Origin of the sequence: Devosia litorisediminis (genome assembly GCF_018334155.1) — a bacterium.
GTDB classification, from domain to species: Bacteria; Pseudomonadota; Alphaproteobacteria; order Rhizobiales; family Devosiaceae; genus Devosia; species Devosia litorisediminis.
Map to the genome: position 1 here is coordinate 421,181 of NZ_JAGXTP010000002.1, position 26,196 is coordinate 447,376.

The 26,196-nt window shown below is 61.6% G+C and carries 20 protein-coding genes; 6 read left to right on the forward strand and 14 right to left on the reverse strand.

Annotated elements, in window-relative coordinates; translation table 11 throughout:
• Window positions 1-125: 125 nt before the first annotated feature.
• The 4 genes from KD146_RS14875 to ppk2 all read right to left on the reverse strand — a co-directional run bounded on the left by KD146_RS14875 (window position 126) and on the right by ppk2 (window position 4,851).
• Complete coding sequence (locus KD146_RS14875; protein ID WP_212659598.1) at window positions 126-1,487, reverse strand: glutamine synthetase family protein; 1,362 nt, start codon at window positions 1,485-1,487, stop codon at window positions 126-128.
• Window positions 1,488-1,542: 55 nt separating this feature from the next.
• Complete coding sequence (locus tag KD146_RS14880) at window positions 1,543-3,039, reverse strand: amino acid permease (protein ID WP_212659599.1); 1,497 nt, start codon at window positions 3,037-3,039, stop codon at window positions 1,543-1,545.
• Window positions 3,040-3,075: 36 nt separating this feature from the next.
• The gene (locus KD146_RS14885; protein ID WP_345790831.1) at window positions 3,076-3,846 is read right to left on the reverse strand and encodes an N-formylglutamate amidohydrolase; all 771 of its coding nucleotides are present in this window, start codon (window positions 3,844-3,846) and stop codon (window positions 3,076-3,078) included.
• 147 nt (window positions 3,847-3,993) lie between these two features.
• Window positions 3,994-4,851: a polyphosphate kinase 2 gene (gene ppk2 / locus KD146_RS14890; RefSeq protein ID WP_269370747.1), complete on the reverse strand. Its 858-nt coding sequence runs from the start codon at window positions 4,849-4,851 to the stop codon at window positions 3,994-3,996.
• Between the two features lie 87 nt (window positions 4,852-4,938).
• Between ppk2 and KD146_RS14895 the strand changes: the two genes are divergently transcribed.
• A complete protein-coding gene (locus tag KD146_RS14895; RefSeq protein ID WP_212659601.1) occupies window positions 4,939-6,225 on the forward strand; it encodes an ATP-binding protein in 1,287 nt (428 codons plus the stop codon).
• A gap of 233 nt (window positions 6,226-6,458) precedes the next feature.
• Here KD146_RS14895 and KD146_RS14900 read toward each other — a convergent pair whose 3' ends face one another.
• Complete coding sequence (locus KD146_RS14900) at window positions 6,459-7,049, reverse strand: GcrA family cell cycle regulator (RefSeq protein ID WP_212659602.1); 591 nt, start codon at window positions 7,047-7,049, stop codon at window positions 6,459-6,461.
• 352 nt (window positions 7,050-7,401) lie between these two features.
• On the opposite strand from KD146_RS14900, the gene KD146_RS14905 reads away from it, so the two are divergent.
• The 5 genes from KD146_RS14905 (at window position 7,402) to KD146_RS18275 (ending at window position 13,613) form a co-directional block, all read left to right on the forward strand.
• Window positions 7,402-8,601: an aspartate aminotransferase family protein gene (locus tag KD146_RS14905; RefSeq protein WP_212659603.1), complete on the forward strand. Its 1,200-nt coding sequence runs from the start codon at window positions 7,402-7,404 to the stop codon at window positions 8,599-8,601.
• A 117-nt stretch (window positions 8,602-8,718) separates the two neighbouring features.
• Window positions 8,719-9,651: an ornithine carbamoyltransferase gene (argF, locus tag KD146_RS14910; RefSeq protein WP_212659604.1), complete on the forward strand. Its 933-nt coding sequence runs from the start codon at window positions 8,719-8,721 to the stop codon at window positions 9,649-9,651.
• A gap of 122 nt (window positions 9,652-9,773) precedes the next feature.
• Window positions 9,774-10,793 carry an Hsp33 family molecular chaperone gene (locus KD146_RS14915; protein ID WP_212659605.1) on the forward strand — a complete coding sequence of 340 codons (1,020 nt, stop codon included), beginning with the start codon at window positions 9,774-9,776 and terminating at the stop codon, window positions 10,791-10,793.
• A gap of 130 nt (window positions 10,794-10,923) precedes the next feature.
• A complete protein-coding gene (locus tag KD146_RS14920; RefSeq protein WP_212659606.1) occupies window positions 10,924-11,634 on the forward strand; it encodes a helix-turn-helix transcriptional regulator in 711 nt (236 codons plus the stop codon).
• Between the two features lie 179 nt (window positions 11,635-11,813).
• The gene (locus KD146_RS18275) at window positions 11,814-13,613 is read left to right on the forward strand and encodes a glycosyltransferase (protein WP_212659607.1); all 1,800 of its coding nucleotides are present in this window, start codon (window positions 11,814-11,816) and stop codon (window positions 13,611-13,613) included.
• A gap of 3 nt (window positions 13,614-13,616) precedes the next feature.
• On the opposite strand, the gene KD146_RS14930 is transcribed toward KD146_RS18275, so the two are convergent.
• The 9 genes from KD146_RS14930 to KD146_RS14970 form a co-directional block, all read right to left on the reverse strand.
• Window positions 13,617-14,687 (reverse strand): ABC transporter ATP-binding protein, encoded by a 1,071-nt coding sequence (locus KD146_RS14930; protein WP_212659608.1) that lies wholly within the window; start codon window positions 14,685-14,687, stop codon window positions 13,617-13,619.
• Between the two features lie 116 nt (window positions 14,688-14,803).
• Window positions 14,804-15,697, reverse strand: coding sequence for a carbohydrate ABC transporter permease (locus KD146_RS14935; RefSeq protein ID WP_212659609.1), 894 nt, complete (start codon window positions 15,695-15,697; stop codon window positions 14,804-14,806).
• Window positions 15,698-15,700: 3 nt separating this feature from the next.
• Window positions 15,701-16,594 carry a carbohydrate ABC transporter permease gene (locus KD146_RS14940; RefSeq protein WP_212659610.1) on the reverse strand — a complete coding sequence of 298 codons (894 nt, stop codon included), beginning with the start codon at window positions 16,592-16,594 and terminating at the stop codon, window positions 15,701-15,703.
• A gap of 107 nt (window positions 16,595-16,701) precedes the next feature.
• Window positions 16,702-17,991: an ABC transporter substrate-binding protein gene (locus KD146_RS14945; protein ID WP_212659611.1), complete on the reverse strand. Its 1,290-nt coding sequence runs from the start codon at window positions 17,989-17,991 to the stop codon at window positions 16,702-16,704.
• A gap of 69 nt (window positions 17,992-18,060) precedes the next feature.
• On the reverse strand, window positions 18,061-19,710 hold the full coding sequence (locus tag KD146_RS14950) for an MGH1-like glycoside hydrolase domain-containing protein (RefSeq protein ID WP_212659612.1): 1,650 nt from the start codon (window positions 19,708-19,710) through the stop codon (window positions 18,061-18,063).
• A 419-nt stretch (window positions 19,711-20,129) separates the two neighbouring features.
• Complete coding sequence (locus KD146_RS14955; protein ID WP_212659613.1) at window positions 20,130-22,037, reverse strand: diguanylate cyclase; 1,908 nt, start codon at window positions 22,035-22,037, stop codon at window positions 20,130-20,132.
• A 106-nt stretch (window positions 22,038-22,143) separates the two neighbouring features.
• Complete coding sequence (locus KD146_RS14960; protein ID WP_212659614.1) at window positions 22,144-22,932, reverse strand: hypothetical protein; 789 nt, start codon at window positions 22,930-22,932, stop codon at window positions 22,144-22,146.
• Window positions 22,929-25,481, reverse strand: a complete 2,553-nt coding sequence (locus KD146_RS14965; RefSeq protein ID WP_212659615.1) for an ABC transporter permease — start codon at window positions 25,479-25,481, stop codon at window positions 22,929-22,931. The genes KD146_RS14960 and KD146_RS14965 overlap by 4 nt, the downstream gene beginning before the upstream one ends.
• The gene (locus KD146_RS14970) at window positions 25,478-26,179 is read right to left on the reverse strand and encodes an ABC transporter ATP-binding protein (RefSeq protein ID WP_212659616.1); all 702 of its coding nucleotides are present in this window, start codon (window positions 26,177-26,179) and stop codon (window positions 25,478-25,480) included. Before KD146_RS14970 ends, KD146_RS14965 begins: the two co-directional genes overlap by 4 nt.
• Window positions 26,180-26,196: the final 17 nt, after the last annotated feature.

Genomic DNA, 26,196 nt, shown 5'->3' on the forward strand with positions numbered 1-26,196 from the left:
TCTGTCTTGCCGCGAGGTGGTTCGTTCGAGCGACCTTGCGGCGGCGGTGCGATCTCGGGATGGGCACCGGACTCAAGGCCGGGACGACACCGAGTATGATCAGGCTTCTGTGGCAGCAGGGAGACCTAGCTGCGTTCGAACCCTCTTTTCAACTCCCAGTCGGTCACCCGGCGATCATATTCGAGCTGCTCCCACTCCGCGGTGTGCACATAATGGGCCACAACGTTTTCGCCAAAGGCCGATTTGAGCATCTCCGAGCGGCGCAGCCAGTCGGTGGCCTCGCGCAGGGTCTTGGAGATCTCGGGCAATTGCTCGCTGACATAGGCGTCGCCAACAAAGGCGGGTTTCAGCTCCAGCTTTTCCTCAATGCCCTTGATACCCGCAGCGATCAGCGCGGCCATGGCTAGATAGGGATTGAGATCAGCCCCGCCCATGCGGCACTCGACGCGGATCGATTTGGAATTCTCGCCACATAGCCGGAACCCGGCGGTGCGATTGTCCGGCGACCAGATCGCCTTGGTGGGCGCAAACGTGCCGGCCTGGAAGCGCTTGTAGGAATTGATATAGGGCGCCAGAAAATAGGTGATGTCGCGCGCATAGGCCAGTTGCCCGGCCATGAAGTGCTTCATCAGATCGCTCATGCCGCGATCATCGCTGGAGTCCGGGAACATCGGCTTGCCATCCAGATCGGCCAGCGACATGTGGATATGGCTCGACGAGCCTGCCAGCTCGTAATGCCATTTGGCCATGAAGGTCACCGACTTTCCCTGAGCATAGGCGATTTCCTTGGTGGCATTTTTCAGCACCACATGGCGGTCGGCCATGGTCAGGGCGTCACAATATTTGACGTTGATTTCTTCCTGCCCCGGGCCCCATTCGCCCTTGGAGGATTCCACCGGAATACCCGAGGCCTGCAGATGCTTGCGCAGCGCCCGCATCACCCCTTCTTCCTTGGTGGTCTGGAAGATGTGGTAGTCCTGAATATAGTCGCCCGCCGTCTGCAGCTTGGCGTGACCCTTTTCGAGCACCGAGCGATAGGTCTCGTCGAACAGGTAGAATTCCAGTTCGGTCGCTGCGTTGGCCGTGTAGCCCATGGCCGCCAGCCGACCCAGCTGCGCCTTGAGAATGGCGCGCGGGCTGTGCGGGATGGGTTCGTGATGGTGATGATCGCTCAGATCGCACAGCACGATCGCAGTGCCTTCGAGCCAGCTCGCCTTCATCAGCGTGGCCAGATCGGGCTTCATCACGAAATCCCCATAGCCCTTGCCCCAATTAGCGGCGGCATAGCCGGGCACCGGCTCCATGTCGATATCGTCGGCCAGCAGATAGTCGCAGCCATGGGTTTCGTCATTGGCCACTTCGAGGAAGAACTCGGCCTGAAAGCGCTTGCCGATCATGCGGCCCTGCATATCAGGAAAGGCGACAAGGACGGTGTCGATATTGCCCGCGGCAACGTCCTGTTTGAGGTCGGCCAGTGAATAGCTCATGCGCTCAGTCTCCCGGATGATGGGGCGCCCGGACAGACCGGACGCCCGTTTGGCCTCAGGCCTTATGTTCGAGGGCGAATTCTTCTTCGGGCGACAGGATCAGCTTGTTGCGGCCGATCAGGCCAAAATAGGCGATGCCCACCGCGCACCACAACACCACCCAGATCACGCCCTTGAAGAAGTTGGGATCCTGCATCTGGTAGAACAGGGTGATCGCGGCAATGATGATAGTGACACTGGCCCCGCCAATGCCCAGGGGCGAGCGGAACGGACGCTCCATATTGGGCTGGTTGCGGCGCAGCAGGATGAAGCTGAGAGCCTGCATGATGTAGCTGAGCATGGCGCCGAACACGGCCATGTTGAGCAGTACGGTGCCGATGATGTCGTCACCCTGCTGACTATCTTCAGCCCCGCCGCCGCCATTGGCAAACCAGATGATCAGCATCACGGTCAGGCCCAGCGCCGCGCCACTCATCATGGCGATATGCGGGGTCTTGTGCTTGCCATGGGTAACCGACAGCGCCGAGGGGAAATAGCCCGCCCGGCTCAGCGAATAGACCTGCCGCCCCTGCGCAAACAGGATGGTGTGGAACGAGGCGATCAGCCCGATCATGGCGATCAGGCCCAGCACGACAGCACCACTGGTGCCATAGATGGCGCGGAAACCATCCAGCAGCGGTTCGCCCGATGAACCCAGCGCGAAGGCGCCGACCCCGATCACCGATGGATTGAGCAGCATGATCATGAAGGCCGAGATGATCAGCGTGCCCATGCCCAGCAAGATGCCGCGCGGCATGTCGCGCTTGGGATCAACCGATTCCTCGGCAGCCAGTGGCAATTGCTCGATGGCCAGGAAAAGCCAGACCGCAAAGGGCAGGCTGGCCAGCACGCCACCAAATCCGAACGGGAACAGTGAGCCGCCACCCTCTGGCAGTTCGCTGCCATCGGCCGCGATATTGAGCGCCCAGCGCGAGAAGTCGATATTGGGAATGGCGCTGATCCAGAAGGCGATCAGCACGGCCAGCGAGGCCAGCGTCACCACCAATGTCACCCGGAAGCTGAGCGCCACGCCATAGATGTTGAGCGCCAGGAAAATGGCATAGAACACTACCCATATGATGGGTAGCCACGCCGCATCCAGCCCCACAATGGCGCTGAAATAGGACGAGATAAACGTCACCACCACAGCGGGGGTGAGCACATATTCGACGTTCTCGAACAGCCCGGTAATGAAGCCGCCCCACGGCCCCATCGAGGTGCGGGCGAACGAATAGGCCGCGCCGGTATGGGGCAGGGCGGGGCTCATTTCGGCAATGCAGAACACCAGCCCCAGATACATCACCGCGATGATGCCGGCGGCCACGACCATGCCGCCCCAGCCGCCGGTGGCGAAGCCAAAATTCCAGCCCGAGAAATGCCCCGAGATCACGGCGCCCACGCCCAGCGCCCAGAGTGACCAGATGCCCGCATAGCGGGTCAGGCCACGTTCTTCGAAATAACTCTTGTCGCGTGTCGCATAGGCGACACTGCCAACCTTCTTGTTTCCAGCCATCGTCACGTCCCCCTGAAAATCAGCCCACGGTTTAGTCTAGACGGCCATTGCCCCGCCACGCGCCAGCCGCGCGGCTTCCAGACAACGGGCCAGCCGGGCAGACCATTGGTCCACCCCGACCGGTTCGAGAATTTCGTCATTGCGGATTTCGATCATGGTGGCGTCCAGCCCGCGCCCGTCGCCATGACGCTCCAGCGTCAGCGTCACCCCGTTGAGCGCCGCATAGGGCTCGTTCCAGCCAATATTGAGCGCGGGGTCTTCGGCTGCCAGTGCATCGCGCACTGCTGCGGTATAGCGCGCGTCCACCCCGTGGATCACCCCGATCGGCCAGGGCCGCGCTACCCCGTTATAGACCGGGGTAAAGGAATGCATGCAGATCAGGATTGTCTCCTGGCCCGCATGACGGCGCGCTTCAAGCAGCGTCTCTATCGAGGCATGGAAGGGCCGGTGATAGTGATCGATCCGGTATTGCCGCTCTTCGGCGCTGATCCCCTCATTGGCCGCAATGCGCGTTGCCTCCGAGAGCGTCCAGATCAGGTCGGGCGCATCCAGATCGCGATTGCAGTCGATGATCAGGCGCGACACGGTCGATTGCACCAGCGGCGCATCGAGCAGATCGGCCAGTTTCCGGCTGACCGCCAGGGCGCCAGGGTCCCAGGCAATATGGCTCACCCGTTCGGTCATGGTCAGGCCCAGATCGCCATATCGGGTGGGGATACGATTTCTGGCATGATCGCACACGATCACGAAAGGCGATGGCCCCCGCGCATTGGTCACCAGCACCGAATGTTGCTCCGTTCTGCTCACTTGGCCTCTCATGTGATGCTTCTGGATCGTCGCACTACTTGCCTAAGCGCGAAATCTGTCAATGTGTTTGTTGGGCGCACCACGGCCACGCCGACGCTCCCGGGCGGGGTCGTTGCAACGTGGCGATCGAGGCGATGTCTGGCGCGCCTAGTCGCTCTTGGACATTTTCAGGAAGTCGGGGCCGCGGAAGCGGATATTGTGGTCAATTTCGCCAATGGCTTTTTTGTCCTTGCCCGCATAGTCGAGCTCATCAAGCACGCTCTGGATCAGGGTGATCCGGCCCCGGCGCTTGTCATTGGTACGGATAACCGTCCAGGGCGCATGCTCGGTATGGGTGCGCTTGATCATCTCGTCGCGCGCATCCGAGTAATCATTCCACCGGCTCAGGGCCTCCAGATCAATCGGGGAGAGCTTCCACACCTTGAGCGGATCGTGACGGCGATCATGGAACCGCTTGAGCTGCATCTCGCGGCCAATCGACAGCCAGAACTTGAACAGGTGAATGCCATCCCTGGTGATGCGCCGCTCGAATTCGGGCGCTTCTTCCAGGAAATGTTCGGTCTGCTCGGGGGTGCAGAAGCCCATGACCTTTTCGACGCCGGCGCGGTTGTACCAGGAGCGATCAAACAGCACCGTCTCGGTGGCGGCGGGCATCCATTCGACATAGCGCTGGAAATACCACTGCGTGCGCTCGCGATCATTGGGCTTGGGCAGCGCCGCGATGATGTTGTAGCGCGGATTGAGATTTTCCATATAGCGCTTGATGGTGCCGCCCTTGCCGGCGGCATCGCGTCCCTCGAACACGATCATGATCCGCTCGCCGGTTGCCAGCAGGTGCGCCTGCAATGTCACCAATTGCTTTTGCAGATCGTACATCTGGGCTTCATAGATATCGCGATCCAGCTTATCCTCGTAAGGATAGCCGCCTGAGGTCATCGCGTTCTTTTTGATGGCCTTGGGCAGATCTGGGTCTTCAATATCAAAGCCGTCGATTGGATCAGTCACTCGTGTCGCTCCATTGTCATGGTCACCGTGCTACACAGAGCCCCCCTTATGCAAGGGGCATGGCAACTGTCTGATTCACAGAAACAAATGGACCAAATCCACATCCATCAACCCGCTTCCCGCTTTGAGACGGCCCTGGCGCGCCTGTTCGAACAGGCGGGGCCGCTGGCCGCGATTGCCGGCGTGTTTGTCACGCTGACGATCTTTGGCGGTCTCGGCCTGGTAGGCGGGCTGGTCGGCTTTGTCGCCGTGAGCGCAGCCGTGCTGTTGCTGCCCCCCAGGGCCGATGCACCGCTTCCAGTACAGACCGTCAGCACCGTTCAGCCTGTTGTGGTTCCCGGCAGCACCGCCTCGGTATTTGCCGATGCGCTGATCGACCCCTGCATGGTGCTGGATCGTCGTGCGGTGGTGCTGCACACCAACCCGGCCGCCAAGCGCCAGTTTCCCAGCGTGACCAATGGCAATCCGCTGACTTTTTCGCTGCGCAATCCCGAACTGGTGCAGGCCATCGATGCGGCCATTCGCACCGGCGCCACGCGCAGTATCGAGCTGCATGAAACCCTGCCCTCCGAGACCTGGGACAAGGTGGTGGTCGCGCCGCTGACCCGGCCGGAGCTGGACTGGTTCGACGACGAGAACCGCCAGCTCATTGTCACCTTCCAGAGCCTGACCGAAATCAAGCGCGCCGAGGCCCTGCGCTCGGACTTCATCGCCAATGCCAGTCACGAGTTGCGCACACCCCTGGCGTCGCTGCTCGGCTTTATCGATACCCTGCTGGGCCCGGCGGCCAAGGATACCGCGGCGCGCGAGAAATTCCTGGGCATCATGCGCGGGCAGGCCGAACGCATGAGCAAGCTGATCGACGATCTGCTCAGCCTGTCGCGCATAGAAATGCACCAGCATGTGCGGCCCACCGGCAGTATTGATCTGGCCGCCTTGCTGCGCGAAGTGCGCGAAGGGCTGATGACCCAGGCCAAGGCCGCCGATATCGAAATACGCTTCAGCCTTGGTACCGGGCCTGCCACCACCATGGGTGATCGTGGCCAGCTTTATGAAGTGTTCGAGAACCTGCTCGACAACGCCATCAAATATGGTGCGGGCGGCAAGTTCGTCGAAGTCAGTCTGGCGCCTGCCGGGCGTGTCGGCTTCCAGCACATGGTCACCGTCATCGATCACGGCCAGGGCGTCGAACCCGAGCATGTGCCGCGCCTGACCGAGCGCTTCTACCGCATCGACGCTGATGCCAGCCGCAAGAAGAAGGGCACGGGCCTGGGACTGGCCATCGTCAAGCATATCGTCAACCGCCATCGCGGCCAGCTCTCGATCAAGAGCAAGCCCGGTGAGGGCATGCGCGTGGACGTGCTGCTGCCCTGAGGCAAGGATCGCCTCAGACTGCTCGTGGCGGCAAAGAGGCAGCTCAGATGAACGCCTGAAAGACTAAACCAACGGTGCCGTCGGACGTGGTCCGAGGGTTGGTCCAGACAATTGTGCAGTGTCAGACAACACGGCTGGCCAGATGCCGAACGCACGATGCCCCGTAAACACGATGCCCCATAAAACGAAAAAGGCGCCCGAAGGCGCCTCATTCTCAATCCGTGTCGCGTCGCCTAGCGGCGCTTTTTATCGACCTGGTGGTAGGCCCGCTTGGAGTGGAACTCGCAATAGGGACCGCTTTCCAGGCTGTGCTGGCCGCAGAAGTAGAAATCCTTGCCCAGTGGATCCCCGATGGGCCACTTGCAGGTATCTTCGCTCAGCTGCAGCAGGCTCAGACGCTTGTCTTCGGGGATGAACAGCTCCTGTACGGCCGGAGCCACATAAAGCTGCTGATCCATCTGCGGGTCATGCGCCAGGGCCGTCGCGCCAACCGATTGTGGACGCGACATGGCTGGACGCGGCTTGGCCGCAGCACTGCCCATATGCGAGCTCATCCCCGCCGAGGGGCTGGCAACGCGGCGCGGTGCTGGCCGGGCAGCCGGACGCGCACGGGGTGTCGAATTGGTTGGCTTGGCCCGTGCCGAAAGCTTGAGGCGATGCACCTTGCCGATCACGGCATTGCGGGTCACCCCTTCGCCCAACTGTCCAGCAATCTGGCTGGCGCTGAGGCCTTCCATCCAGAGCTTCTTCAAGGTCTCGACGCGTTCGTCCGTCCAGCCTGCCGGTTGTGCTCCTGAAACCATCGTCAAAACAGAATCCTTCATTGTGCCGCCAAATAGCCTTGGCAACCATCAAACGCTAGGCGTCGTATGTTGAGTGGGTCCGCCACACGAGATATCGTGCTCCCAATGACGCTGAGTTTACGCCATGCGAGGAATCGGGATCAAGAGTCGGGCGAAAGTTTCCCCGTAAATTCACTGGTTAAAATTATGCTAACGAAGAATGAGTCAATTCATGGGCTTGCCCTGCGATCATTGACTTATCTGGGAAAATTAGCCTAAATCTGGCACCGAAACGCGCTGCGAGACAGGCGCGTTTTTGGTTTTTGTGGCGCTATTGTCACGCACCCCTTCTCGCCTCGTGAAAAACCCTGAGCTTTCAAAAGGAATACGACCCATGTCTGCGCTCTTTGGCACATATGCCCGCTCCGAACTCGCCTTTGAGCGGGGCGAAGGCATGCGCCTTTTCGATCAGCAGGGTCGCGACTATCTCGATTTCCATTCCGGTATCGCGGTCAACGCGCTGGGCCATGGTGATCCCCATCTGGTGACCGCGCTCAAAAGCGCCGCCGACAAGGTGTGGCACACTTCCAATGTGTTCTCCATTCCCGAGCAGGAACGGCTGGGCCAGCGCCTGGTCGATGCCACTTTTGCGGACTCGGTGTTCTTCACCAATTCGGGCGCTGAGGCGCTCGAATGCGCCATCAAGACCGCGCGGCACTATTACTGGGCCAAGGGCGAAACCGAGCGCTACGAAATCATCGCCTTTACCGGCTCTTTCCATGGCCGCACGCTGGGCACCATCGCGGCGGGCGGCAATCCGAGCTACCTCGAAGGCTTCGGCCCGGCCATGCCGGGCTTCAAGCACACAGCGCCGGGCGACCTTGACGCCGTCAAGGCGCTGATCGGACCGCAGACCTGCGCCATCCTGATCGAGACCGTGCAGGGCGAGGGCGGGGTGACCGCAATGACGCCCGAATACATGCAGGGCCTGCGCGCATTGTGTGACGAGCACGATCTGCTGCTGGTTCTCGATGAAGTCCAGTGCGGCTACGGTCGGACCGGTCGCTTCTTTGCCTTCGAGTGGAGCGGCATCACGCCAGACATCGTTGCTGTGGCCAAGGCCATTGGCGGCGGATTCCCGCTGGGCGCCTGCCTGGCCAAGGGCGATGTGGCTGCCTCCATGGTGCCCGGCACCCATGGCTCCACCTATGGCGGCAATCCGCTGGCGACCGCGGTGGGCAATGCCGTGCTCGACCGCATTCTGGCGCCCGGCTTTATCGATCACGTCAACCAGATGGGGCAGAAGCTGGCCTGGCATCTGCAGCAACTGGCGCAGAAATACCCCGACTATGTGCTTGAACTGCGCGGCAAGGGTCTGCTGGCCGGTATCAAGATTTCCCCGCCCGTGCGCGACTTCGTGGCCCGACTGCGCGATGACCATCAGATGCTGGCGATTGGCGCCGGCGACAATGTGCTGCGGCTGATCCCGCCGCTGATTGTCACCGAAGCTGACATCGAAGAAGCGGTCGGCAAGCTGGCCGCGGCCTTTGAAGCCATCGAGGCTGAGGCCGCTGCCGTTCCGGCCGGGGTCTAGTCATCATGAAGATCTGGCACGTCAGCCGCCGACGATGCAGCTTGTTCTCGCCGCCACAGGGCAGGTAACGACCGCCTGCACATTACAAAATCATAGCGACAAGAAAGAAACCGGCCCATGAACTCGACCGGCACTCCACGGCATTTTCTCAATATCGATGATTTCGACTACGCCGAACTGCGCGGCATGCTCAATGCTGCCACCTCGCTCAAGACCCGTCTGAAGGATGGCGACCGGCCCAAGCTGCTCGAGGACAAGGTCCTCGCCATGATCTTTGAGCGCCAGTCGACCCGCACCCGCGTCTCGTTCGATGTCGGCATGCGCCAGCTGGGCGGGCAGACCATCATGCTATCGGGCAATGACATGCAACTCTCGCGCGAGGAAACCCTGACCGATACCGGTCGGGTGATGAGCCGCTATGTCGATGCCATCATGATCCGCATTCTCAGCCACGCCGATCTGGTCGAGCTGTCCGAGGGATCCAGCGTCCCGGTGATCAATGGCCTGACCCGTCGGGCGCATCCGTGTCAGGTAATGGCCGATCTGCTGACCTTTGAAGAACACCGCGGCAAGATCAAGGGCGCCAAGGTCGCCTGGGTGGGCGACAGCAACAATGTGCTGCACTCCTGGGTCAATGCGGCCGAACTGTTCGAGTGCGAGCTGACCATTGCCGTGCCCGATGAGTATCACCCCGAAAAGGATCTGATGCTCGATATCGAAAAGGCCGGCAAATGGGTCAAGCTGATCGAAGATCCGCGTGAAGCCGTCGAGAACGCCGATCTGGTGCTGACCGACACCTGGGTGTCGATGGGTGACACGGACGCTGCCGAGCGACGGCGGGTCTTGAAACCCTACCAGGTCAACACCAGCTTGATGAGCTTGGCGAACAAGGACGCCCTGTTCATGCACTGCCTGCCCGCCCATCGCGGCGACGAGGTGACCGACGAAGTGATCGATGGTCCGCAGTCGGTGGTGTTTGACGAGGCCGAAAACCGCCTTCATGCCCAAAAAGCCATTCTGTGCTGGGCCTTCGGGGTCGACGTCAACTAGACGACACGACCGTTCGTCGCCTGTGGTAAAGTTACGGCGTCACTTCTGCCAGCAGCAGGAGTGGCGTTGTGGTTTTCTCGCGGTGCCCGAAGGATCGGCCCACTGAGAGCCAGTGACCCAAAATGACGGATAAGACGACCATGACCGACAACATGATGACCTCACTGGGGCTGGATCGACCAGAGAGCGGCGACGATACCGTGGTGCCCTTCACCCTGGACAAGCTCGATACCCGTGGCCGCACCGTGCGACTGGGCGATGCGCTGGACACCATCTTGTCGCGCCACAACTATCCCGCCCCGGTTGCCCGCCTTTTGGGTGAAGCCGTGGTGCTGGCCGCGTTGATCGGATCCTCGCTCAAATTTGCCGGCAAGTTCATCATGCAGACCCAGACCGATGGTCCGGTGAACCTGATCGTGGTGGATTTTGACGCGCCTGACGGGCTGCGCGGCTATGCCCGCTTTGATCACGACATGCTGGTCAAGGCTGCCGAAGAAGGCCGCACCAAGCCCGCCGAATTGCTGGGCAAGGGCCATCTGGCCATGACCATTGATCAGGGCGAACACATGGAGCGCTATCAGGGCATCGTGGCGCTGGAAGGCAATTCGCTCGAGGACGTCGCGCACACCTATTTCATGCAGTCCGAGCAGATCCCCACCCAGGTGCGGCTGGCCGTGGCCGAGTTCACCCAGAAGGGCGATCATCGTCCACACTGGCGCGCCGGCGGCATGCTGGTCCAGCATCTGCCCGAGCATGGCATGTCCCATATTCCGGACCTGCCCGGCGATGGCGATTTCAGCAATCCCGAAACCGCTGATCCGCATTTCGAGGAAGATGACGGCTGGAACGAAGCCAAGGCCCTGATGGCCACGCTCGATGATCTCGAACTGGCCGACCCCGAACTCAGCTCGGAGCGGCTGTTGTTCCGGCTCTATCACGAAACCGGTGTCCGCGTGTTCCCGCCCATGCCCGTCGTGGAGCGCTGCACCTGTTCGGCCGATCGCATCGAAGACATGTTGAGCACCAGCTTCACCGCCGAGGATCGCGAAGAAATGGCCGTCGATGGCGAAATCGAAGTGGTGTGCGAATTCTGCTCGACCGCCTACCACTTCAATCCGCATCAGTTCGACGTCAAAGACTGACTGTCAAACACGAGCGATGACTGCAAATAACTGTCGTCGCTCGTGTATTAAAGCCAGACCCGCCTTGCAAGTTGGCTAAATTTTGATCAGTATTTGATTTTTATATGTGTCCGGGCGGGGGGCATCTCAAGTGAACGCCGATCTGATGTCGACGATCGCTGCAATCCAGAAACAGACAGACAGAGTAAGCATTGGCGCAGTCTTGCGCGACGCATTTGGTGGCTATGGCTTTGATCGCTTCATGATCGCCGGCCTGCCCGTCGAAGGCGAGGATGTGCGCTCTGCAGTATTGCTCTCGGGCTGGCCCGAGGAATGGTTTGAGCGCTATATGAGCCAGGGCTATGCCCAGATCGACCCGGTGGTGCGCCACTGTCTGAACACCACGCTGCCCTTTGCCTGGTCAGAAGCGCCGGTCGATCCCGAACTGGCACCCCAGATTGCCGTGCTGGCCCGCGAGGCCGCCGAGTATGGGCTTGAGGATGGCATCTGCGTGCCCGTGCATATCGAGGGTGGCCCCCGCGGCGGCGTGTCGCTGAGCGGGCGTGCGCAGACCGTGGATGAAAAGAGCCGGCTCGAACTGCACATGCTGGCGCTCTATGCCCACGGCCAGTTGCGCTACCTCACCGATCAATTGCCACAGACCCGCACCATTACCGCGCGCGAAGCCGAAGTGCTCAAATGGGCCGCGACCGGCAAGACGGCCGCCGAAATTGCCATCATCACCGGGCTGACCGAGCGCACTGTCGCCCAGCATTGCGAAAATGCGCAGCGCCGCCTGGGCACCAGCAACCGCGTGCACACAGTCGTTGAAGCGATCCGCCACAAGCTGATCGCCATCTAAAGACGAGCCGGGCAAACCGGCCAGAACCGTGCCTGATCCAGACTGAATATCCACGCAGCTTTCGGGGGAGAGCGATGCAGGTATATCTCGTCGTCAGACCACACCATTACCGGTGCGCCAGGCGCAGCGGGCACCAGCGAAGACCCAGGCCGCCGCGCTGAGCGGGCGGTCGGCACATCGTGTCGGACGCGCTTGACCTGATCAGGGTTGTGCTGGGCACGGCTTGCGTGGATGACGCGCAGGCGCGTGCACTGCTGGAAGATGCACTGCGAAGCGAAACCGATCCGCTGATCCATTGCGCCATCGTTTTCGGGATCAGCGAGGCCCTGGCCACCCAGCGCGCGGCGGACTGGGCCGGGCTGGCCTTCTTCGAGAAGGTGCCGCAGGGCCTGGTCGGCGAGATCGCGCCGATGCGACTGGAAAATCTGGCCGGGGTGCGCCTGTTCCGGATGCAGGTGCTGGACCGCGCTGTGGATTTCACCGCCCCCGACTTCCTGGGCTTTCTCAGGCTCAAGCGCCGCCTTAGGGAACGCCCGCCTCTGCGCCAGTCCATCTGCGTGCTGCCGCCCGCCGCACTGCGCGATTATCTGACCAATCTCGCCGCGCCCGATCTGATCGTGGCCGCCCGACAGGGGCTGTCGCAGCGTTGGCCTTATGCGGTGGCTCAGATCGAACTCACCGGCCCCGCGCGCTGGAGTTTTGCCCTGGGCCTGTTGCTGCTGCTGACCATGGCCCTGTCGGCGCCCTTTATTGCCGAAACATGGCTCTTGCCGGTTGCGCTGGCCCTGTTGGTGGCGCCCGCAGCCATTCGATTGGCGGCGCTGAGCACGCCACAGCGTCCGCTGCCGCCGCCGCAACGGCCGCCCGACGAGGAACTGCCGATCTATTCAATATTGATCCCGCTGCACAATGAGGCCGCCATGGTGCCCCAACTGTTTGCCGCCATGTGGGCGCTGGATTATCCGGCCGGTCGGCTCGACATCAAATTCGTTGTCGAAGCCAGCTCTCACGCCACCATTGCGGTGGTGCAGGCACGGCTTGGCGATCCGCGCGTATCGCTGGTCACCGTGCCCGATGCCGCGCCCCGCACCAAACCCAAGGCGCTCGATTATGCGCTGCCGCTCTGCAAGGGTGAACATGTCGTGGTCTATGATGCCGAGGATATTCCTGATCCCGATCAACTCTGGAAGGCGGCGCTGCGCTTCCGCGAGCAGCCCGATCTGGCCTGCCAGCAGGCACGCCTGCTGATCGATAATGGCCATCGCGGCTGGCTGGCTGCCCTGTTTGCCGCCGAATATGCCGCGCTGTTCTCGGTGCTGCTGCCCGCTCTGGCGCGCTGGCGCCTGCCCATTCCGCTGGGGGGCACCTCCAACCATTTCCGTGTCGCCACGCTGCGCCAGATCGGCGGCTGGGATGCCTTCAATGTCACCGAAGATGCCGATCTGGGCATGCGGCTGGCGCGGCTGCGATTGCGGGTGGAGACGCTGGCCTCCAACACCCGCGAACACGCGCCGCTCAACCTGCGCAACTGGCGCGGTCAGCGCACGCGCTGGATGAAAGGCTGGATGCAGACCTTCATCGTCCACAACCGCAATCCGGGCAGGCTGGTCGCCGAGATGGGCTGGGGCCCCACATTGGTGTTCGAGGTGCTGGTGCTCGGCATGATCGTGGCGCCGCTGCTCCATTGCGGGCTGACCATTGGTCTGGCGCTGCAACTGGCCATGGGCACGCCGCTGTTTGATGGTCGTAACTGGGCGGTGTTCTACTCCGGCGTTCTGGTGCTGGGCTACGCCAGCACCTTCGCCATCATCACGCTGGGCCTGGCCCGCACCAGAAACCTGCGCCTGCTGGGCACCCAATTGCTGCTGCCGGTCTACTGGCTGCTCATCACCGGCGCGACCCTGAACGCCCTGCGCGAACTGCTGCAGCGCCCGTTCTACTGGTTCAAGACACCGCATGATCCGGTGGAGGGGGCGTAGACGTCAGGCGTCAAACATCCCTAACCGCTGCCCATCCGCATCGAAGTAATGTGCGTTCTGCGCGGTAAACGCGATGTCGATGGTTTCGCCGAGTCTGTGCTGGGCCTTGCCGGAGGCTTGCACCAGCACGGTCTGGCCTGACGCCAGTTTGACGTAGATGAAGATCTCGCTGCCCAGATATTCGACCAGGGTGATGGTGCCGGTTGCGGTGCGGTCGCCGGTCGTACCGATGGTGAATTGTTCGGGGCGGATGCCCACCGAGAGCATGCCGGGGGCAACGGTGCCCAGAGGCAGGGCGATGTCGCCAAAATCGGGCAGATGGGCCTGACCGTCAGCATGGCTGGCCGCGATGATGTTCATCTTGGGCGAGCCGATAAAGGTGGCCACGAACTGGTTGCGCGGGAAATTGTACAGCTCATAGGGCGTGCCGACCTGCTCGATATTGCCGCCGCGCAGCACCACAATTCGGGTCGCCATGGTCATGGCCTCGACCTGATCATGGGTGACATAGATCATGGTGGTGCCCAGCCGGTTGTAGAGCCCGGCCAGCTCGACGCGCATCTGCACCCGCAATTCGGCGTCGAGATTGGAGAGCGGTTCGTCGAACAGGAACAGCTGCGGCTCGCGCACAATGGCCCGGCCAATGGCAACGCGCTGCTTCTGCCCGCCGGACAGCTGGCGCGGCTTGCGCTCGAGCAATTCCTCGATCTGCAGAATTTTGGCGGCATCGGCGACCCGGCGGGCAATTTCGTCCTTGGGCATGCGTAGATTGCCCAGCCCGAAGGCGAGGTTCTTGCGCACGCTCATATGGGGGTAGAGCGCATAGCTCTGAAACACCATGGAGAGGTTGCGCTGGCTGGCGGGTAGATCGTTGACGATGCGATCGCCAATGGCAATCGTGCCGTCGGTGATCTCTTCAAGCCCGGCAATCATGCGCAGCAGGGTGGACTTGCCACAGCCTGAGGGTCCCACCAGCACGAGAAACTCGCCCGATTTGACCTCCAGATTGACGCCATGGATGATCTCCAGACTGGAATAGGATTTGCGCACATCGCTGAGGGTGACGGAGGCCATGGGTTAGTCCTTGAAGAAAAGGGGGGTGGCTGGATGGTGGACCAACCACCAGGCAGCACCTCCCCCTCGATGGGGGAGGCGGGGAGGGGGTGCGGACATCCGAATGGGTGTGGCCATCATTTCAGCCCGCTCATGGCGATGCCCTGGATGATCATGCGCTGGAAGATGACGAAGAAGATCACAATGGGCAGGATCGACAGGATCGACATGGCGAACATCGGGCCATATTGCGAGACGCTGTCCTGGCTGGTGAACATGCGCAGCGCCAGCGGCACGGTGTAGTCGTTCATGTCGTTGAGATAGACCAGCGGCCCCAGAAAATCCTCCCAGCTCCAGATGAAGCTGAAGATCGCCGCCGTCGCCATGGCAGGCAGGGACAGCGGCATGATGATGGCCCAGTAGATCTTGAACGGCGAACAACCATCAATCATCGCCGCCTCGTCCAGATCGCGCGGCAATTGGCGGAAGAACTGGATCATCAGGAAGACAAAGAAGGCGTCTCCAGCCAGGAATTTGGGCACGATCAGGGGCAGATAGGTATCGACCCAGCCCAGATTGAGGAACAGCAGATATTGGGGGATCAGCACCACGTGATAGGGGATCATCAGCGTCATCATCATCAGCGCGAACCAGATGGTCTTGCCGGTGAATTCGAGCCGCGCAAAGGCGTAGGCGGCAAACGAGCACGAGATGACATTGCCGATAACCGAGAGCACGGTGACGACGGTCGAGTTCCAGAAGAACCGGGTGAAACTGACCGGTAGCGCATTCCAGCCCTGCCAGTAATTGCTCCACTCAAAACGGCTCGGCCAGAGCGATAGATCGCCAAAGATCTGGTTGTCCGGCTTGAGCGAACTCGCCAGCATCCAGATCAGCGGATAGACCATGATCAACGAGGTGGCGATCAGGAAGATGTGCTTGAGCAGCCCCGCGCGCCGTGCGCGTTTGGCCCGGGCGGCGCGGTATTCAGCGGCAAGCGCGGCGGTGTTGGTCATGGCGGTATCGGTCATGGCTCAGCCCCGCTCGTTTTCGTAATGGACCCAGTATTTGGATGTCCAGAAGGCAATTGCGGTGAAGGCGGCGATGATCAGCAGCAGCACCCATGCCAGCGCCGAGGCATAGCCCATGCGCAGGAAGCTGAACGCCTCGTTGTAGAGATAGACGGTGAAGAACAGCAGGCTGTCGAGCGGTGCGCCCGAGCCGCCCGAGATGATGAAGGCGCCCGAAAAGCTCTTGAACGCCTCGATCATCTGCAGCACCAGATTAAAGAAGATCACCGGGGCCAGCAGCGGGACGGTAATGGCAAAGAACTTGCGCACCGGCCCGGCCGCATCGATCTCGGCGGCTTCATACAGCTCCTGCGGAATGGCACGCAGCCCGGCCAGGAAAATCAGCATGGGCGAACCAAACTGCCAGACCGCCAGCACGATCAGCGTCCACAGCGAATAGCGCGGATCGCTCAGCCAGTAGGGTCCATCGCTGCCAAACAGGCGCAGCACCGAATTGATCACCCCGTCATAGTCAAACAACTGCCGCCACAGGATGGCCACGGCAATCGAGCCGCCCAGGATCGAGGGCAGATAGAACAGCGCGCGATACCAGCCAATGGCGCGAATGCCCTTGTCGAGCGCCATGGCCACGGCCAGCGCGAAGATCAGCTTGGCGGGCACCGAAACCACCACAAAGGTGAAGGTGACCTGCAGCGCCTTCCAGAAGCGCGCATCATACTGGAACATGTAGAGATAATGGTCCCAGCCGATCCATTGCGGCGGCTTGACCACATTGTATTTGGTGAAGCTGAGATAGAGCGAGGCCAGGATGGGGCCAATCGCCAAAAGGAAAAAACCGATGAGCCACGGCGCCAGAAAGGTGTAACCGGCAAAGTTGCGGCGGAAGAATTTTACCATGGGCTCTTCTCTGAAAACGTGGCCTGGGTGGGGGCGCTGCGTCAGGGAGACCACAGGACCCCCACCCGGGTGCCGCCTCCCAAATGGGGAGGCGGTGTTCGCTATGATCAGGCGCGGGCGAGAATGGCGCGCGACTGGTTGAGGAAGTCGCTGGCGACCTCGGCAATCGGACGTTCGCCCAGCAGCACCGAGACGGCAACACGCTCAAAGGTCTGCTCGACCTCATTGGCCCCGCTTGGTGGTGGCGGCGCCAGCTTGGCGGTCTTGCCCTGAATGCCATCAAAGAAGGCAACCGAGACGGCCTCGGCCGCGGACAGATCGGGCTCCAGCGCCGCGCGTACATCCGCATTGGATGGAATGCCGCGTTCCAGACCCAGAATGCCGGTCAGGTCGGGATCATTGACGAAGGCGCTCATGTAGGCGGTGGCCGCTTCAGGATCCTTGCTGTCGCGCGTCAGGCAGACGAACTGGCTGGGCTGCACGATCGAGCCGGGGATCATCTCGGGGGTATTGGGATACATGGCGGCAGCCAGGGTATCTTCCATCAGGCCCTGCGCCCCCACCAGCTGGTTGCTCCAGGCATAGGAGGTAGCAGTCTTGCCGGTGACAACGCCCAGCTGGCTCAGCTCGGACACGCCCGCCAGACCGGCCGATTCCTGACCGGCAAGCGTGGCGCCCGCATCGCGCAGATCAGCCCAGATGCTCCAGTATTCCTCGACGATGTCCTGGGTCGGACCATAACTGCCATCTTCATTGAACAGCAGCGCACCCTTCTGGGCGACGAAGTCGGAGAAGTTCTGATAGTCGGCGGTGTTGTCGTCCGTGCCCGCGACACCAGTGGCCTTCTTGATCTCCACGCCCATGCGCTTGAGATCGTCATATGTGTAGCCAAAGGGGTCAAAGTTCTCGCCTGCGGTGATGCCGGCCTCGGCGTAGAGGCGGCTATTATACATCGCCATGTGCGAGTTGGCGCCGATCGACAGGGCGTAGAACTTGCCATCCACCGTGCCCGCATCAATGGCCGACTGGTCGATTTTTGAGATATCCAGGCTCTTGCCGATATACTCGTCCAGCGGCACCACGGCGCCATTGTTGATATATTCAAACAGCACGCCATAACCCTGCTGGATCACGTCGGGCATGTTGCCGCCCGCGATCTGGGTGGTCAGCTTGGTGAAATAGTCGCCAAAGCCCAGCGTCTCGCCCGAGACCACGGTGCCGGGGGTCTTGCTGTTATAGAGCTCGATCACGCCGAAGGTGCGCTTGTCACGCTCGGGATTACCCCACCAGAAATGGCGGACCTGACGGTCCTGCGCAAAGGCGGGCAGGCCGAATGCAGACAGCGCGGCGACGCCGGCTGTGGTTTGCAGGAAATGCCTGCGGTTGAACTTGCTCATATTGGTTCCTCCCTATTGAGCTACGTACGTCAGATCATCTGCGGTTCGGCCCTCACCGGGCCGCAGAATTCAGTATGTCGGGGCCACCAGAGCGGGGTCGCGTACCCGGACCAGTTCTTGTCCCTTCAGATCGAGTTGTTCATTGGGACCAATCGCGAAGGAATAATTGCCTTCTGCGGTGGTCAGCTCGCCCGTTACGGTGCTGGCGCTCATGCCGACCAGACCCGTGATCTGGCCCGTGCGGTCGGTAATGATGCGGACGCCGCGCGGCGCCGAAAACAGCGGCCCGCCGTCGCGATAGGCCGTGATATGGCTGGCGGTGTTGATCAGCTCGAAATTCTGGCCGTCCACGGTGCGGGCATAGCCGGTTTCGTGTGCCACATCGCGGTGCTCGATCTGCTGCGGCGTCAGCCCGGTGAACCAGACTGCGCCGTCGGGGCGAGGCTGGATGCCACACAGTCGTTCGACGAAATCGAGCAGGCACAGAATGGAAGGCGAATAGACCTCGGTGAAGCCTTCAGCGCCGGTGAACGGGTTGATGGTCTGGGCAAAGCGGGTCGACTTGAACAGCGCGCTCAGTACCGGCTGCAGCACCCAACTCAGCTCGACATGACGGTGGTGCGCCTCAAAGGCATGCGGCGCCCGGATCAGGCTGAGGAAGTTCGAGGGCCCGCACCAGCTGTTGTAATCAAAGGCCGGGTCAAACCGCGGATCATCCAGCGCCAGTGAAGTGAATGGATATTTGGCGAAGAACTTGGACGTGTTGAGCAGATAGCGCTCCAGCGCCTTGGCGAAGAAAGCATCGTCGCCAATCTCGCAGGCCAGCACGCGCAGCAGCACATCGGACTGCACCCGGACGTGGCGACCATGCCGGTCGCGGTCGTAGAAGAACCCCTCTTCGGCATCAAAGCACTGGGTGAACAGCGCCGCCGTACTGGCTTCCGCTTTGTCCAGCCAGACGTCGCCGCTTTCGCCAAGCTCCTTGGCCATGCGCGCCAGATAGAGGCGTTGGCAGGCAACATTGGCGGTCAGATCCGGCGCGATGAACGGCAGCAGCGGATTGTCGGGGTGGAAGGCTTTTGGATCATTGTTGAATGGGCTGTCGGGCACATGCCAGAACCGCGCTGACAGGTCGTGGCCCGTATCGAAGGTGCAGAATGCCTCGACGGCGCCTGTGCCGCGCGTATCGCGCCATTGCGCCAGCCAGGCGTCATTGCGCGCCATGGCCGCGTATAGGCGGGCCAGCCAGACCTTGTCGCGGCCATTCAGGCAGTAATGCGTCCACACCGAGCGAGCCAGCGGTGTCACCGTCTGGATTTGCGAGAATACCGGGCCTGTCGCGGTCAGCTTGTAGGGGAACAGGCCATCGTCGCGCTGATGGGTGGCGAAGCCCGCAAAGGTGGCAGCGGCCACCGACGGGATAAAGCGACTGAGCAGTTCGGCATTGATCGTGCCGGTGCTTTCGAGCCAGCAGCCGAAATAGATGCCGCCCTCGTTCAGGATGGGTTCGTCGTCCCCGGTCGACCTGATGCAGGCGATCAGTTCGCGCACCGCATCATCATGACGGCGTTCCATATGGGCGGCCGACGACACAAAGCGCACGCCCGAGGCGATAAATTCGGCAAGGATATCGGGGGCATCAACTGCGCCGACGCGCGCGGCGACGTCAGTGGACCGCAACCTGTCGAGCAGGGCGAGATTGGTCGGCTGATGGTTCATCCTCGTTCCTCCCGCTCACTGGCATCGGTTATCCGATGTCCGGGTGCGGTGTGCTGGGAAGAGGAAGAGACCTGCCCGCCAACCGCGACCGCACGGTTGAGATCCTTGCGGGTCTCTCAGAAGGTCGAAACGAGCACTGGTCCGGTTTTTCCGGTCAGACCAAATGACATTCCGCGTAGCTCACGCTTAACCACATACCCTGGCTGGGCCCTGGGCCCATGACGTGTCTCCGGCCGTTCCTGAGGGTTTGTCCCCACTCAGATGCCGGATGATTGTGCGGAGCAGCCGGTGAAGTCAATGATTTTGTTGCACTAATTCCCAGTGACTCGAATTTGTTCAAGTCTGCCAATGGGTTGGTATGACAAATCTGCCATACAAGATCGCGGCCTATTACCCGTCTGCCCGACCGCAGTGATGGCTCAGGACAGGGCGCGTAAATGGGTGCGTTCAGACACGCGCGTACCAAACACGCGATCGCGACCAGCCGCCTTGGCGCTGTACAGCGCGCCATCAGCTGTGCCGATCAGATCTGTGGCGCTGCGCTCGACAACATCGGGCATATAGGTCGCAACGCCCACGCTGGCGGTGATGTAGCCCTTGTCGCTCGCGGCATGGGGCAGACGGGCCTCGGCCAGCGCCCGGCGGAAGCTTTCAGCCACCAGATAAGCGCCATCCTCGTCGGTATCGGGCAGGATGGCGGTGAACTCTTCGCCACCAAAGCGCGCCACCACATCGGCGGGACGTTTCAGGCTCTGCTTAAGCAATTGGCTGACCTTGCGCAGGGCGTCATCGCCCGCCAGATGGCCGTAGTGATCATTATAGGGTTTGAACAGATCGACATCGACCAGCAGCAGGCTCAGTGGCGTTCCGGCGCGGCTGGTGCGGCGGATCTCTGCGTCAATGGCGTCATCAAAGGCCCGTCGATTGAGCAGCCCCGTCAGAGCGTCCGTACGTACCAGATGCTTGAGTTCGTCCGTCGCTGTGTGCAGGTCCTGTTCGGCCTGCTTGAAGCGGGTTACATCAATGGCCACAACCATAGTGGTGCCATTGCTGGTGGGGCGCGTACGGATCTGTAACCAGCGTCCATTGGCCAGCAGAATTTCTCGCTCGCTCTCGCGGCGCAGATCGGCAAATCGAGCGTCGATCCACTCGGCCGCTGCGGCAACTTCAGTCGGTGCGTTTTGCTGCTCGCCGGTATCGATCACTGCCTTGAGAATGTCGCGGAAATGCGCACCCGGCACGCGCAACGCTCCGGTTTCGGGAAACGCTTCGCGATATTGTTCATTGCAGAAGATCAGCTCGCCACCATTGTCGAACATGGCCAGGCCGCCGGTCATTTCGGCCAATGCATAGCCCAACGTATCACGACTGCGGATCAGTTCCTGCTGGATCTGTTTTTCGCCGGTGACGTCGCGGGTGACCCCGGCCAGCCCGATCAGCTTGCCATCAGGGTCGTGCAGCGGGACCTTGGTAGTCGAATACCAGCGTGAGATACCATTTGTGTCGATGATTTCTTCTTCGAAATCGAGCACCTTGGTATTGCCAGCAAGCACCGCCCGCTCGCGCTCAGCGGTGCGCGCCGCGCGATCTGGTGGCTCAATGTCAAAACTGCTCTTACCCAGCAATTGGCTGGAATCGGCTACCCCGAACAGCGCCGCCGACGCCTTGTTGGCAATCGCGAAATTGCCGTCACGGTCTTTGACATAAACATAGGCTGGTGCATGGGTAATCGCCGCCGCCAGCAATTCGCGATCGGCCGATAGCCGGTATGCCCGCAGATAGACAAAACCGGCAAAAGCGGTGGTGACAATGTTGAGCAGGGCCAGCGGCACAAGGGTGGGCAGGATCGCCTGGAAGGTTTCGCCCGGCAGCGACACCAGGCCAGCCGATGTCACGATGCCGGTAATCAGCGCCACTACGCCGACATGCCACAATTTATGGGTGCGATTGCCAACCACCAGACTGACCAGAACGCCGGCGCCACTCGCCAGCGCAATGCCGGCCAGTCCAGCCATCAGGCCAGCACCACCCAGCCAGAACCGGAAAGCCGCTGCAACAGCACTGCTGATCAAGGCCGCCGGCCAGCCACCAAACAGCGCGACAACGGCCAGCAGGGAATAGCGCAGGTCAAAAAACATGCCCGGCTTGAATTCGATTGCCAGGCTCATCGTAGCGATGGCGCCCAGACCCATGGTCAGGGACAGCAGAAAATTACGATAGGGGCGGGGGATTGCCTTGAGCCAGTAGCTCGCCCGCGACCAGCCCAGCACAAACAGTGCGACCACTGCCAAATTGCCTGCCAGAATTTGCCAAACGGACGCCGTCAATTGCAACTACCCTAGTCCAGTCCGAGCGATCCCGGTGTCGGCACCATGCCCGACTGAACAAGCAAGCTAACAGCCAACAGTTTGCCAAACCTGAATCAAATGCGACTTATTGAGGCTGTCGGGCCGCCGTCACTGCAGCTGTAAAACTGCCAATTGGCTGGGTAATTACCGCACCCGTATCGAACCGGGCGACTGCGTGCACGCCGGGCGAAAAACCGAGCACCACGATCTGCCGGCGATCCTGTGTGGGCAAAGCGAGTTCGAAAAATCCATCGCTGTCAGTATCTTCGGCGCGCGCCAGACTGATGTCGCGCGAACCGATGAAATGGGTCGAATACCCCGATTGCGGCGGCAGGATCGTCTCCAGCACGGAGCCTTTTAGCGACAGGATTTCCAGCACACCGCCAATATGGGGCGTTTTGACGATGGCGATTTCCTTGCCTGCGTCGGCGGTAAAATTGGCAATTGCCGCAATCGACAGCCAGCGATGTGACCGGCCGATGGGCGCGGTGGCGGACCGCTCGACCAGCGTGCCATCGCGCAGGCCATAGACCGCGACTGCGGCGCCGGCGCCCACATCGGTGCGGATGGTGATAATTTCGCTCGCTCCGTCGCCATCCAGATCGACCAGCCGTGGGGTCAGATCCTCAAACACATAACGTTCAGGCAGCACGAGTTCGTGCCGGCTGCCGGTGCGATCAATCACCACCAGCGATCCGCCTTCGACCCGGTCGCCCAGAATGCCGTGGTCATAGCGCGTTGTGGACTGGCCATACCACGCCTGGGCAACATCACCGCTGGCCGTGGCGACGCCGCCATCGGGTAGCCGTTCCTGTGCGCTCGCGGTGCCCGTCAGGACAAGCAGGGCAAACAAGACTGGGCGCAGTACACTCATGGCGTTTCCATTCGCAGTTTGGCGGCGGGCGTGGTGGACATGGCCGACCATGTGGTCGCAGCGCCGGTCACGATGGTGACGACGATTACCAGCAGCGCCACAAGGCCGAGCTGGCCGACCGGGACCATGAAGTCGATCTCCAGCAGCCAGGTCGCGGCCGCCCAGGCGCCCAGCATGGCAATGCCACTGGCCAGCACGGCAGCGATGGCCCCGAGCAAGGCATATTCGATCAGGAAGGCGGTGATGACGTCACTGCGCTTGGCGCCCAGCACCTTCATCACCACGGCATCGGCCTGGCGTTGTTGCCGCCCGACGCTGAGCGCACCAGCCAGCACGAGAATGCCGGCCAGAACCGCAGTCCCGCTGACCAGTGCGATGGCATTGATCAGCCCGTCAAACACGGCCCGCACCCGCGCCAGCGTATCGCCGACAGGCACGAAATTGAGCTGCGGGAAGTCACCCAACAGCGCCGCTTCCACAACGCCATCGGCGCCCTCGGCAACCGTGATGGTGCCGAAATAGGATTGCGGTGCGCTTTCGATCAGCCCAGGCGAGACGATGATGCGGAAGTTGAAATTGGGGCTGCGCCAGTCGATAAGCCGGAAGCTGGCAATGGTCATTGCCAGCGGCCGCCCGGCAATGGCGATGTCAATGCTGTCGCCAATCGACAGATCCAGCGCGTCACGCATTTCCGTGCTCAGGGAAACCTGCGGGTCGCCTGAATAATCTTCAGGCCACCACTCGCCCTCGGCGATGACGGTATCCGCGGGCATGGCCGCAGACCAGGTCAGTGCCGTATCGCCCCGGAACATATCGGCCACATCGCGCGAAATATCATCCTCCGAAGTCGGCGGTGGGGCGCCCTTTAGCGCAGTGATGGTGCCACGCAGCATGGGGATGGTGGTCAGCGCCTCGATATCAGGCGTGGCCGCCACGAAATCGGTCAGCGCGGCCAGATTGGGCTTGTCCAGATCGAGCAGTACAAAGGCCGGGGCCTCGGTGGTAACCTCGGTGGCGATCTGGTTGTTGATGTTGGACTGCGTTGTCACGATCAGCAGCAGCAGCGACAACCCCATGCCCATCGACACCAGTACTGTGGTCGTGGGCGCACCCGGTCGGACGATGGCGGATAGAGCCATGCGCAGCAGCCGGTTGGGCGGTGGTGGGACGCGCGAGAGGATCAGCCCGAGCAGGGCCGCCGCCAGTCGCAGCAGCAGGAACGCGACAACAGTGCCGGCAAAATAGATGGCCACCAGCCGCATATCGCTGGCAATGCTCAGTGTCAGGGCAAACAGCAGGGCAAAGCCGATCAGCAGCGGTACCGAAGCAATCGGGGTCAGCCAGCTGCGCCAGTCCTGCCGCTCAAGATTGCTTGAGCCTCCCGCACGGAACAGCAGGGCGGGGCGAATGGCGCGGGCATGCATCAGCGGCAACCAGGCAAAGATGATGGCCGTCACCAGACCAATGCCGCCGGCCGCCGCCATCGAGCGCAGGTCCAGCGCAGCCGGCAGATCAAGCCCGATCAGCCCGGCCAAGAGCGGCAGGATGGCGAAAGTACCCACAGCAATGGCGACCAGTCCGATGGCAATCGACAGCAATGACAGGAAGATGATCTGGGCCAGGAAATGCACCATGATGCGGTTTCCGCTGGCACCCAGCGAGCGCATGGTGGCGATGGCCGATTGGCGCTCACCGACATAGGCAGTGACCGCATTGGCCGCGCCCAGCCCGCCAACCACCATGGATGAGAGGGCCACCAGCAGCATGAAATTGCCGAAAATGGTGATGAAGCGGGCAATCGATGCCGTGGCTTCGCGAGGCGAGCGGATACGGACTTCGCTGTCGGGGAATTGCTCTTCCAGCGCCGTTTCGGCACTGGCGAAGTCTGTGTCTTCAAGCAGCACCTTGTACTGGAACTGGTTGAGCACGCCTTCCTGTTTCAGCCCCGCCAGTGGCAGGGTAGCGTCAGAGACCAGCGCCGGGGCGCCAAGCTGGAAGCCCAGCGTCGCCTGATCGGGCAGGGTATCGATAATGCCGCGCAATTGCAGCTCGAGCGTGCCGACGCGGATCGTGTCACCCGGCGCAGCCTCCAGCCGCAAAGCAGCCTGTGGTGAGAGCAGAATGCCCCACACACCATTCTGCTGGCCAAGCAGATCGGCAGTGCTGCCGGGCAAGGCGCCGGGGGCCAGAACAACGTCACCGACCAAGGGGTAGAGATCGCCAACGCCACGCAAAGACAGAAAGGCAGAAAGATCGCCCTTCTGGGCCTGTGAATTGAGCTGAACCTCGCGATTGACCGGCCCGAGCTTTTCGAGCGCACTCAGCACGTCGGGCGTAATATCGGTGCGCTGCGAGCGCAGTTCGAGATCGCCGCCCAGAATGGCGCGGGCATCGCGGGCAATGGCGGTTTCCACCGCGCTGCGCACCGAACTGACCACGCCAATGGCGGCCACGCCAAGCGCCAGACAGGCAATCAGGATGGTGAAGCGTGCCGCGCTGCCGCGCAGATCGATCAGCGCAACGCGCAGCCAGGCAATCAGCCGGTTCATGCCGGCACCGCGGTCAGTTCACTGAGTTCGCCGCGATCCATGCGCATCTGCCGGTCGGCGCGCTGCGCCAGGCTGTTGTCATGGGTGATCAGCAGCACCGCCATGCCATTGGCGCGCGCCAGATTGAACAGCAGGTCGATGGCCGATTTGGCGGTTTCCTGATCGAGATTGCCCGTGGGCTCATCGGCCAGCAGCAGTTTGGGGCGCGTAACAATGGCGCGCGCCAGACCGACGCGTTGCTGTTCGCCGCCCGACAGCGCGCTGGGCAGATGATCTTCACGTGCGGCCAGTCCGACTTCGGCCAGTGCCGCCTTGGCGCGGGCGCGAATTTGGTTCAGCGGCAGGTCGTCAAAGGCGATGTCGAGCGCCAGCGACACATTCTCCAGTGCCGTCATGGAGGGAATGAGGTGAAAGTTCTGGAACAGGATGCCGATATTATTGCGCCGCATATCGGCCAGATCGTCCTCGTTCAGGCCACCCAGAGCAGCCCCGCCAACGCTGACCAGACCATCGCTGGCTCGTTCAAGCCCGCCCATCACCATCAGCATTGAGGTCTTACCACTGCCCGAGGGTCCGACAATCGACACCACTTCGCCCCGGCCTATCGTAAAATTGATGTCTTTGAGGATATGAAGCGCCTCCTTGCCCGACCTAAGGTGCAGGTTCATGGCTTGGGTCTGGGCGATGGTTTCGGTCATGAATAAGGGCCAGGTGC

What these genes read in the sequence shown, in the direction of transcription:
- KD146_RS14875 (WP_212659598.1), bottom strand. Translation starts at nt 1,487, where the DNA reads ATGAGCTATTCACTGGCCGACCTCAAACAGGACGTTGCCGCGGGCAAT.
- KD146_RS14880 (WP_212659599.1), bottom strand. Translation starts at nt 3,039, where the DNA reads ATGGCTGGAAACAAGAAGGTTGGCAGTGTCGCCTATGCGACACGCGAC.
- KD146_RS14895 (WP_212659601.1), top strand. Translation starts at nt 4,939, where the DNA reads ATGGACCAAATCCACATCCATCAACCCGCTTCCCGCTTTGAGACGGCC.
- KD146_RS14900 (WP_212659602.1), bottom strand. Translation starts at nt 7,049, where the DNA reads ATGAAGGATTCTGTTTTGACGATGGTTTCAGGAGCACAACCGGCAGGC.
- KD146_RS14905 (WP_212659603.1), top strand. Translation starts at nt 7,402, where the DNA reads ATGTCTGCGCTCTTTGGCACATATGCCCGCTCCGAACTCGCCTTTGAG.
- argF (WP_212659604.1), top strand. Translation starts at nt 8,719, where the DNA reads ATGAACTCGACCGGCACTCCACGGCATTTTCTCAATATCGATGATTTC.
- KD146_RS14915 (WP_212659605.1), top strand. Translation starts at nt 9,774, where the DNA reads ATGACGGATAAGACGACCATGACCGACAACATGATGACCTCACTGGGG.
- KD146_RS14930 (WP_212659608.1), bottom strand. Translation starts at nt 14,687, where the DNA reads ATGGCCTCCGTCACCCTCAGCGATGTGCGCAAATCCTATTCCAGTCTG.
- KD146_RS14935 (WP_212659609.1), bottom strand. Translation starts at nt 15,697, where the DNA reads ATGACCGATACCGCCATGACCAACACCGCCGCGCTTGCCGCTGAATAC.
- KD146_RS14940 (WP_212659610.1), bottom strand. Translation starts at nt 16,594, where the DNA reads ATGGTAAAATTCTTCCGCCGCAACTTTGCCGGTTACACCTTTCTGGCG.
- KD146_RS14945 (WP_212659611.1), bottom strand. Translation starts at nt 17,991, where the DNA reads ATGAGCAAGTTCAACCGCAGGCATTTCCTGCAAACCACAGCCGGCGTC.
- KD146_RS14950 (WP_212659612.1), bottom strand. Translation starts at nt 19,710, where the DNA reads ATGAACCATCAGCCGACCAATCTCGCCCTGCTCGACAGGTTGCGGTCC.
- KD146_RS14960 (WP_212659614.1), bottom strand. Translation starts at nt 22,932, where the DNA reads ATGAGTGTACTGCGCCCAGTCTTGTTTGCCCTGCTTGTCCTGACGGGC.
- KD146_RS14965 (WP_212659615.1), bottom strand. Translation starts at nt 25,481, where the DNA reads ATGAACCGGCTGATTGCCTGGCTGCGCGTTGCGCTGATCGATCTGCGC.
- KD146_RS14970 (WP_212659616.1), bottom strand. Translation starts at nt 26,179, where the DNA reads ATGACCGAAACCATCGCCCAGACCCAAGCCATGAACCTGCACCTTAGG.